Below are 7,416 nucleotides of genomic sequence, written 5' to 3'. Positions count from 1 at the left end.
TCGGAGTCGCCTCTGAAGGCTGCGGCTGGAACTACCGTGAGGCGCGGCCAGACATGCTGGAAGACGAATCCGGCGAGCCCGCCGGCGGTGAAGGCCTACCGGGAACGTACGTCGAGCCGCCGGCCGGCTCGCCGGACCCGTATAACGGCGCGTATCGCCGCGCATAACCGTCCACCGACAGCGGCCCCGGCCCGGCGATCAGCAGGAACAGACCGCCCGCGAGCATGCACCAGTCCGTCCGAGCCTCGTGCAGCGCCGCCCAGACGCCCTTGTCGACGAGCATCGGGATCTTCGTCGTCGCGATCGCGACGGCGATGTCGACGAGCAGCGGAATGACCGCCAGGCGCGTCGCGAGCCCCACGATCACGAGCGCACCGCAGACGATCTCGACCGCGCCCACGAACGGGGCCGAGAGGTACGGCACGGGAATGCCGATCTTCGCGAAACGTCCGGGACCGAGAGCATCGGGAAAGAGGAACTTCTGGATCCCCTCCGAGAGGAAGACGCCGCCGACGAGGAGCCGCACGAGGATCGTCGCCGCGGGCGCTGGCGGGGCGCTGACGAGCTTCACGGCCGCCGGGCTCCCGCGCCCGGAGGAGGCGGGGCCGTGAACCGTGCCAGGTCGGCCAGCCCGAGCGTCTTCTCGATTCCCGAGATCTTCTTCTCCGCGTCCTCGAATCCGTCGTGGCCGAACATCTTCTTCTCGATCTCCTCGAACCGGTCTCCCTGCTCGTCGAGCTGCTTGTTCGTGAAGGCCATCTTCCAGGCCGGGAACACGATCGTGTCCTCGCGCGCCGCGTGGTTCTCGTACATCCGGTCGAGCGCCTCGAAGACGCCGGCGAGCTCGCCCCCCGCGGAGGCGGAGAGCTTCCCGCCGCGGGTCGCCGAGAGCACGTAGTCGGTGATCTCGCGTCCTCGCCGGTGCTGCGCCTGCAGGACGTCGGCGTACGCGCCGGCCTCGCCCCCGCGCTTTCGCACGACGGGGAAGATGTGCTGCTCTTCGAGGAGCTTCTCGTGGTACTCCTCGCCGAACGCGCGGAAGAGGAGGGCGGCGTCGCGCAGCGCCGCGGCGTCGATCTCGGCGGCGTTCGTCCGGAGCCGCGGCGCGGTTTCCCGGTAGACGAGGAGGATGCGCCGGAGGATGCCGTGCTCGCGCATCAGGTCCTCCGTCGCGGTGACTTCCGGCTCGGCTTTCTCCTTCGGCGCGTTGTTCTTCTTCGCGGCTCCCGGCAGCGGCAGCGCGAGCGCCACTCCCGCGGCGAGGGAGCCGCGGAGAAGCGCGCGGCGGGAATCGAGGTCGTTCATCGCTGCTCCTTTCGATCCGGTTTCCATCATGCCTGCAAGAAACGTGCGTAAGCCGCACGACGTTGCATTGAAGTCCGTTGTCGAGATCGTCGACTATTACTGAGGAGGATTCATGACCCGTCGGCGCCTTTTTCCCCGCCTCTCCCCGCGGGAGAGGCCGACGAGCGAAGCGAGACGGGTGAGGGAACCTTCGCGTCACGTGGGTGCCCCGCCGTGCTAAAATACCCTTCGATCTTTGAGGGGGCGAAACGGTTTCGACGGGGTCGCCTGGTCGAAACGTCGCATGCCGAGGTTCACTCGCCTCGTAAAATAGGGTGAAAACAATAGTTGCGAACAGCAACCTCGCACTGGCTGCCTAATTAACACTTAGGACCAGCCACGTCCTTCCCGGAGCGCGCCCATCGCGCTGGAAAAGGGCGTCGCAAACATGGGCTCATCCCGAAGGGGTCCCCGGACCTGAGGGAGACATTCAATTCGGGGTAGGGTCGGCGCGTTTGGTTCCTCTTTGAGCGCCGGCCCGAGATCAAAGAGGAACTGAGCATGGAGTGGCGTTTCGATTCACTTCTCCGGACGCGGGTTCGACTCCCGCCGCCTCCACCATCCTCCTTCGCACTTCGAAGCCCATCATGAGGGTTGTGCTACGGAGGACAAGTCCTCTCAGACGTTGAAAAAGCCGCGACATGCGAAGGAGGGCAGGTTGAAATACGTCTATCTTCTTCGCTCGCGATCCCATCCCGCGAAGGTCTATACAGGCCTGACAGACAACCCGACGCGGCGGCTCGAGGAACACAACACAGGTAAGTCCCAATTCACCGCGCGGCACGTCCCGTGGAAGATCGAGGTCACGATCGGTTTCGAAGACGAGCAGCGCGCGGCAAAGTTCGAGCGTTATCTGAAAACCGGATCAGAAATAGCGTTCGCCCGAAAACATCTCTACTAGCAGGCTGCTGAAAAAGGGTCCGTAGCGGGGTTGCGAGCGCCGCGGGCTCGAATGTAAGACGCCGCGCCTCGGGCGTGTCCGGCCGCATCGTCTAGGTGCGGGAACGAAGCAGTCGGGCCTGCGCCGCCGCAACCTTCTGGTGGCGCGAGTCTTGCCGTTCGCGCGTAAAAAAGATCCGGCGCCAAACCTCGTCGAGCTGGAGCGCCGCGCCGTCCTGCGAGCGATCGGCAAGACTCGTGACACGCCGCCCGGATTCGTTTTTCAGCAGCCTGCTAGACGGGCAACTGGCCGAATCGGCGGCCCAAGCTGCGCGCAGTCCCTTCCGCTCCCGCGACGCGAAGTCCTTGAGAGAACACAGCTAGCGGGCTTGCCACAATCCCATGGCATAATCGATGCCATGAAACATGCCACGAAGAACTTCCACCTTCCGCTTCCGGAACCGACCTATCGGGAGCTGCGTCGCGAAGCGGAACGGGAGGGACGCCCGACGACGACCGTCGCTCGCGAGGCGATCGAACGGTGGCTGGAGGAGCGCCGGCGAAGCGAGCTCCACGAAGCGATCGCCGACTACGCGGCCGACCGCAAAGGCTCGGCGGATGATCTCGACCGCTCTCTGGAGAAAGCCGCCGTGGACCATCTTCGGAAGCGCCGTACGTGAAACGCGGCGACGTCTGGTGGGCCGAGCTGCGGCCGAGATCCGGTTCCGAGCAACGCGGTCGGCGGCCGGTGATCGTCGTTTCGCACGATGCGTTCAATGAATCTCCGGGGTGGCAGTCGGTGATCGTCGTCCCTCTCTCGACGTCGGGCGCCCAGGGCAGGCGAGGTCCCACGGCGATTCCGGTCCCTGCGCGCGGAACGGGGCTCGAACGAGACAGCATCGCGCTGTGCCACCAGGTCACGACGCTCGACCGCTCGAAGCTGAGCCAGCGTGTCGGCGCGCTTCCCGTGGACGTCGTCGCCGCGCTGGACGTCGGCCTTTCGGCTGCCCTTTCCCTCTGACGGCTTTCCGGCGCGTATCTCGCCGAGTACGCCGACTACCGCATCGCGCTCGACCGTCTCCATGACCGGGGTGATCGGATCGTCTCGGGAGCGGAGCTCCGCAAGGCGCTCGGCCGCGGCAGGAAACCAGCGCGTCGCCGCGGCTGATCGGTCATCGCAAGGACATCTATCGGTCCCGGTAGCGATTTCCCCGGTTTGCCGCGCCCTCCCCTCAGAGCGGCGGGCCGCCGCCCGCGGCGCTGCCGCGCCGTCCACGGAGGTCCGAGAGCTTCTGCCGCTGCGCTTCCGTCAGCGTGTTCTTGATCCGGATCATCAGGGACAGCTGGGTCCGCTTGATCTCCCGCTCGGCGGCGAGCACACGATCCACCTGATCGAGCGCCTTCGCTTCGTCGATCGACGACGCGTCGACGAGCTTCTTCAGCTTCTCGACCTCCGCGGCGAGCTTCCACTGGCGGTCGACGAAGACCGACTGCGCCTTCTGGATCGCCTCCTGGATCGCCTTGCGCTGCGCGTCCTGAAGCCCGATCTCCTCCTGGTGCTCCATCACGAGCTCGGGCGGGAAAAACGACCGGCCGAGCGGGTCGTCGCGCATCCCCGGCCCCGGCCCGCCGGACGCCATTCCCGGTCCGCCCGGCCCCGGAGGGCCGCCGGGGCGGCCCGGCTGAGCGGCGAGGACAGCCGGGATCGACATCGTGAGCGCGAGGGCGAGGGCTCGGAATTTCTTCATGGCTTTCTCCCTTCGTTCGCGTTCTTGGTGGCGGACGCGAGGCTTTCGTATGACACCGCGTCGTACGACGTCGACGAGAGGATCTCGTCTCCCGGCGTTTCGAGCAGGAAGTCGGTCGGCGCGGACCAGCTCGCGATCGTGACGGTCGAAGCCGCGCGTCCGGCAGGCGGCGCCGCCTGGCGATTCGACCACTGCAGCGACGCCGCCGCCGCGATGACGACGACCGCTGCAACCGCGGCGAAGACGAGAGGCCGGCGGACGCGCCGAGGCTGTCGCGCGTTCTCCGCCGGCCGCCGGAACGGCGGCGCCGATCGTTCCTCCGCGCGGGCGAGCTCCGAGAAGAGCCTTTTCAGCTCGCGATCGTCGATCTCGTTCATGGTTTCTTCCTTTCCGATAGCAGTGCGAGCAGCCGCTTCTTCGCGCGGTGATAGTGAATTCGGCCCGAACCCGCGCCGATCCCGAGCGTTGCGCTCGCCTCCTCGACCGTCAGGTCGTGCGAGAAGACGAGCTCGAGCATCTGGCGCTGCCGGCGCGGGAGCCGGCCGAGCACGCCCCTTAGCCTGGCGGCGTCCTCGGCGCGTCCGGCCGAAGCCAACGGATCGGGTCCCCGATCGGCGAACGCTTCCGGGATCCCGCCGTTGCGCGCCATCAGCCGCCGCCAGAAGCTCCGCCGTTCTTCCGCGGCCGTTCTCCGGATCACCGCGAAGAGCCATGTCTTGAAGCTCGAGCGCCCCTCGAACCGCGCGCGGCCGTCGAGCACCTTCAGGTACGCCGCCTGCAGCGCGTCTTCCGCCTCGGCGCGGTCTCGCGCGCACGACAGCGCCCACCGGAAGCTCGCCGCGTGCAGCGCCTCGAGCTCTCGTTCCAGGTCCTCTCGTTCCATCGCAATGGCCGTGCTCACGGTTCCTCGGGGTTCTTGGTGTCCGGAGAGTCGGTTTCGTATGACAGGGGAGGAGTTTAGCGCCGGGGCGTTCCCACCGAGACGATCGGCAGGATGAATAAAGCCGCGCCGGAAACGGGATGACAACTCGTGCGAAAATCCCGCGCGCGGAGGGGAAACGATGAAGATGCTGATCGGCCGGCTCGGTGTGGGTGTCGTTGTCGCGGCGTTTCTGGCGGTGGCCGCCGCTCGCGGAGAGAAGGAGTCCGCTCCCGCGGCGTCCCGGACGTTCGCGTTCACGTACGACGTCGCGTTGACCGGGCTGCCTGCCGGGGCCAGGAAAGCGAGGATCTGGATTCCCGAGGCCGTTTCCGGCGATAGCCAGACGGTCACGCTCGAAGGCACGACCGGGCCCGTTCCGACCGTCGAGACCCGCGATCCCGAATACGGAAACCGAATCCTGTACGCGGAGCTGGCCAATCCTTCCGTAGCGTCCGCGCACTTCACGATCCGCTACCGCGTTACCCGCCGCGACTACGCCGGAAACGACGCCGCGGTTTCCCCGGAATCCGTCGCCCGCTTCCTCCGCGCGGACCGGCTGGTGCCGATCGACGGCCGCATGAAGGCGCTTGCCGACGAGATCGCCGGCGGCCGGCGGGAGCCGGTCGAGATCGCGCGCGCCCTGTACGACTACGTGTTCAAGAGCCTGCGGTACGACAAGACCGGGACGGGATGGGGCCGCGGCGACGCCGTCTGGGCGTGCGACGCCCGGCGCGGCAACTGCACCGATTTCCATTCCCTCTTCATCGCGCTGATGCGCGCCGAGAAGATCCCGGCGCGCTTCGAGATCGGATTTCCGCTCCCCGCCGCGGCCGCGGAGGGGGAGATTCCCGGCTACCACTGCTGGGCCGAATTCCACGTGGACGGCCGCGGATGGATTCCGGTCGACATCTCGGAGGCCTGGAAGGCCCCGGGCCTCCACGACTATTTCTTCGGCCACCTCGACGCCAACCGCGTGCAGTTCTCGATTGGCCGCGACATCGTGCTCTCGCCGCGCCAGCAAGGGGAGCCGCTGAACTACTTCGTGTATCCCTACGTCGAGGTGGACGGGAAGCCCTCGGCGGCGACGACGACGCTCACCTTCCGGAACGTCGGATGAGGCGGCGGGCGCCCTCGGACGGGCGCCCACTCGAGGGCCGCGTAGTTTATGTTGTAGATCTGACCCCCAACTGAGACTCAGGAGGCGGAATCCAACTCTTTTGGTGTTACGGGCCGGGCCGGCAGCAGATCACCATCATCGCCATCACGGCCCATCCATGAGCGGCGACTGGCGGCGGATACGCCGCCGCTCCGCCTCGCCGCCGCTCCGACTCGCGACTAGCCGACTCATGACTGCGCCGCGCCGCGCCGCGCGGCGCGTCTACCTCGCGACCACCAGCGTCGTCGGCGTCGGAGTCGGGTGGAACGAGACCGACGAGAAGCCGGCTTCCTTCAGCCACGACTCGTAGTCGGACCGGGTCCACACGGAGCCTTCCTTCGTCCGCAGGAGCATCGTCGAGTTGAACATCAGGGCGAAGGGATGGCCGGTCCGGTCGTCGGAGAGCACCAGGTCGCCCACGATCAGCGCGCCGCCGGGCTTGATCGCCTTTCGAAACTTCCGGAAGACCGCGACGTTGTCGCGGGGCGGCTCCTGGTGGGCGATGTTCGAGTAGATCCCGAAGTCGTAGCGGGCGGCTCCGAAGTCGGTCGTGTGGAAATCGCCGTCGATCGTCTCGAACCGCTCTCCCAGGCCGGCCTTGCCCGTGATGTCCCGCGCGATCCGGTTGACGTTGGCCCAGTCGAGCTGGGTGAAGCGGGCTTCCCGGTTCGCCTTTCCCCAGATCACGGCATAGATCCCGGACCCGCCCCCGACGTCGAGCACGGAGATCGCTCCCGCTTTCGCGACGCCGAGCGTTTCGGCGGCCGCCTGCGCGACCGGCGCCGTGAGCCCCGCGATCGCCGGGACGAGCAGCTCCCAGAACGGATTCTCGGCCTCGTCGGCCGTTCCCTCGGGGGGAGTACCCGTTCGCACGACCTCCGGAAAGCGGGTCCGGAGCGCCGCTTCGGCGAGGTTCACCCGTGCGAAGGCGCCCATGAACGCCGGCCTCCCTTCGACGAGGAATTGCGAGGCGAGCGGCGTGTTCCCGTATCCGCCGCCCTTCTTCTCGACGAGCCCGAGGCCGAGCAGTCCGTCGAGCAGGGCCTGGGCGCCCCGCCCCGAGAGACCCGCCCTTCCGGCGAGCTCCTCGGCGGACATCGCGCCCTCTTCCAGGCGAGCGAAGGCGCGGTGCTCCACCGCCGCGGCCAGGATCGAACAGGCCCACGGTCCGATGGAAATCTGCATGATCGGTTCGGGCGATAGCTCCATTTTTCCTTCCTCCGGCCCGAAATCTTATCGTCGTCCGCGCAGTTCCGACGCAGCGCGCCGCGCGGCCGACGGTGCCGGCGGAGGGCGCCCGCTGTAGGGCTACGGTTCTCTCTTCAAGACCCCCCCGGGGGGGGCCCCCCGCAGCGGTCGAGGCACAT

10 protein-coding genes and 1 other RNA gene are annotated in these 7,416 nt (G+C 67.5%); 5 read left to right on the top strand and 6 right to left on the bottom strand.

Annotation, left to right across the window (positions count from 1 at the left end):
* Positions 1-31: 31 nt before the first annotated feature.
* Both VKH46_00175 and VKH46_00170 read right to left on the bottom strand, forming a co-directional pair.
* Positions 32-571 (bottom strand): DoxX family protein, encoded by a 540-nt coding sequence (locus tag VKH46_00175; protein HKB69231.1) that lies wholly within the window; start codon positions 569-571, stop codon positions 32-34.
* Complete coding sequence (locus VKH46_00170) at positions 568-1,305, bottom strand: hemerythrin domain-containing protein (protein HKB69230.1); 738 nt, start codon at positions 1,303-1,305, stop codon at positions 568-570. The genes VKH46_00175 and VKH46_00170 overlap by 4 nt, the downstream gene beginning before the upstream one ends.
* Before the next feature lie 239 nt (positions 1,306-1,544).
* Here VKH46_00170 and ssrA point away from each other — a divergent pair.
* The 4 genes from ssrA to VKH46_00150 all read left to right on the top strand — a co-directional run bounded on the left by ssrA (position 1,545) and on the right by VKH46_00150 (position 3,244).
* Positions 1,545-1,905: a transfer-messenger RNA gene (ssrA, locus tag VKH46_00165) on the top strand.
* A gap of 97 nt (positions 1,906-2,002) precedes the next feature.
* The gene (locus tag VKH46_00160; GenBank protein ID HKB69229.1) at positions 2,003-2,245 is read left to right on the top strand and encodes a GIY-YIG nuclease family protein; all 243 of its coding nucleotides are present in this window, start codon (positions 2,003-2,005) and stop codon (positions 2,243-2,245) included.
* Between the two features lie 397 nt (positions 2,246-2,642).
* A complete protein-coding gene (locus VKH46_00155; protein ID HKB69228.1) occupies positions 2,643-2,903 on the top strand; it encodes a hypothetical protein in 261 nt (86 codons plus the stop codon).
* A complete protein-coding gene (locus VKH46_00150; protein HKB69227.1) occupies positions 2,900-3,244 on the top strand; it encodes a type II toxin-antitoxin system PemK/MazF family toxin in 345 nt (114 codons plus the stop codon). The genes VKH46_00155 and VKH46_00150 overlap by 4 nt, the downstream gene beginning before the upstream one ends.
* 211 nt (positions 3,245-3,455) lie before the next feature.
* Here the strand turns inward: VKH46_00150 and VKH46_00145 are convergent, their stop codons facing one another.
* The 3 genes from VKH46_00145 to VKH46_00135 are packed head-to-tail and all read right to left on the bottom strand — an operon-like array spanning position 3,456 to position 4,872.
* A complete protein-coding gene (locus VKH46_00145) occupies positions 3,456-3,971 on the bottom strand; it encodes a hypothetical protein (GenBank protein ID HKB69226.1) in 516 nt (171 codons plus the stop codon).
* Positions 3,968-4,348 (bottom strand): hypothetical protein, encoded by a 381-nt coding sequence (locus tag VKH46_00140; protein ID HKB69225.1) that lies wholly within the window; start codon positions 4,346-4,348, stop codon positions 3,968-3,970. The genes VKH46_00145 and VKH46_00140 overlap by 4 nt, the downstream gene beginning before the upstream one ends.
* On the bottom strand, positions 4,345-4,872 hold the full coding sequence (locus VKH46_00135) for an RNA polymerase sigma factor (protein HKB69224.1): 528 nt from the start codon (positions 4,870-4,872) through the stop codon (positions 4,345-4,347). Before VKH46_00135 ends, VKH46_00140 begins: the two co-directional genes overlap by 4 nt.
* A gap of 160 nt (positions 4,873-5,032) precedes the next feature.
* On the opposite strand from VKH46_00135, the gene VKH46_00130 reads away from it, so the two are divergent.
* On the top strand, positions 5,033-6,010 hold the full coding sequence (locus tag VKH46_00130) for a transglutaminase domain-containing protein (protein HKB69223.1): 978 nt from the start codon (positions 5,033-5,035) through the stop codon (positions 6,008-6,010).
* Between the two features lie 261 nt (positions 6,011-6,271).
* On the opposite strand, the gene VKH46_00125 is transcribed toward VKH46_00130, so the two are convergent.
* Positions 6,272-7,258 carry a methyltransferase gene (locus VKH46_00125; protein HKB69222.1) on the bottom strand — a complete coding sequence of 329 codons (987 nt, stop codon included), beginning with the start codon at positions 7,256-7,258 and terminating at the stop codon, positions 6,272-6,274.
* Positions 7,259-7,416: the final 158 nt, after the last annotated feature.

This window comes from Thermoanaerobaculia bacterium, assembly GCA_035260525.1.
In the GTDB taxonomy this organism is placed as follows: domain Bacteria; phylum Acidobacteriota; class Thermoanaerobaculia; order UBA5066; family DATFVB01; genus DATFVB01.
The sequence above is the reverse complement of the archived record's forward strand: the minus strand, read 5'-3'. Positions and strand labels throughout refer to the sequence as shown.

Coding starts and splice junctions, on each gene's coding strand:
- VKH46_00145 (HKB69226.1), bottom strand. CDS start 3,971: ATGAAGAAATTCCGAGCCCTCGCCCTCGCGCTCACGATGTCGATCCCG.
- VKH46_00130 (HKB69223.1), top strand. CDS start 5,033: ATGAAGATGCTGATCGGCCGGCTCGGTGTGGGTGTCGTTGTCGCGGCG.
- VKH46_00125 (HKB69222.1), bottom strand. CDS start 7,258: ATGGAGCTATCGCCCGAACCGATCATGCAGATTTCCATCGGACCGTGG.
- VKH46_00140 (HKB69225.1), bottom strand. CDS start 4,348: ATGAACGAGATCGACGATCGCGAGCTGAAAAGGCTCTTCTCGGAGCTC.
- VKH46_00170 (HKB69230.1), bottom strand. CDS start 1,305: ATGAACGACCTCGATTCCCGCCGCGCGCTTCTCCGCGGCTCCCTCGCC.
- VKH46_00155 (HKB69228.1), top strand. CDS start 2,643: ATGAAACATGCCACGAAGAACTTCCACCTTCCGCTTCCGGAACCGACC.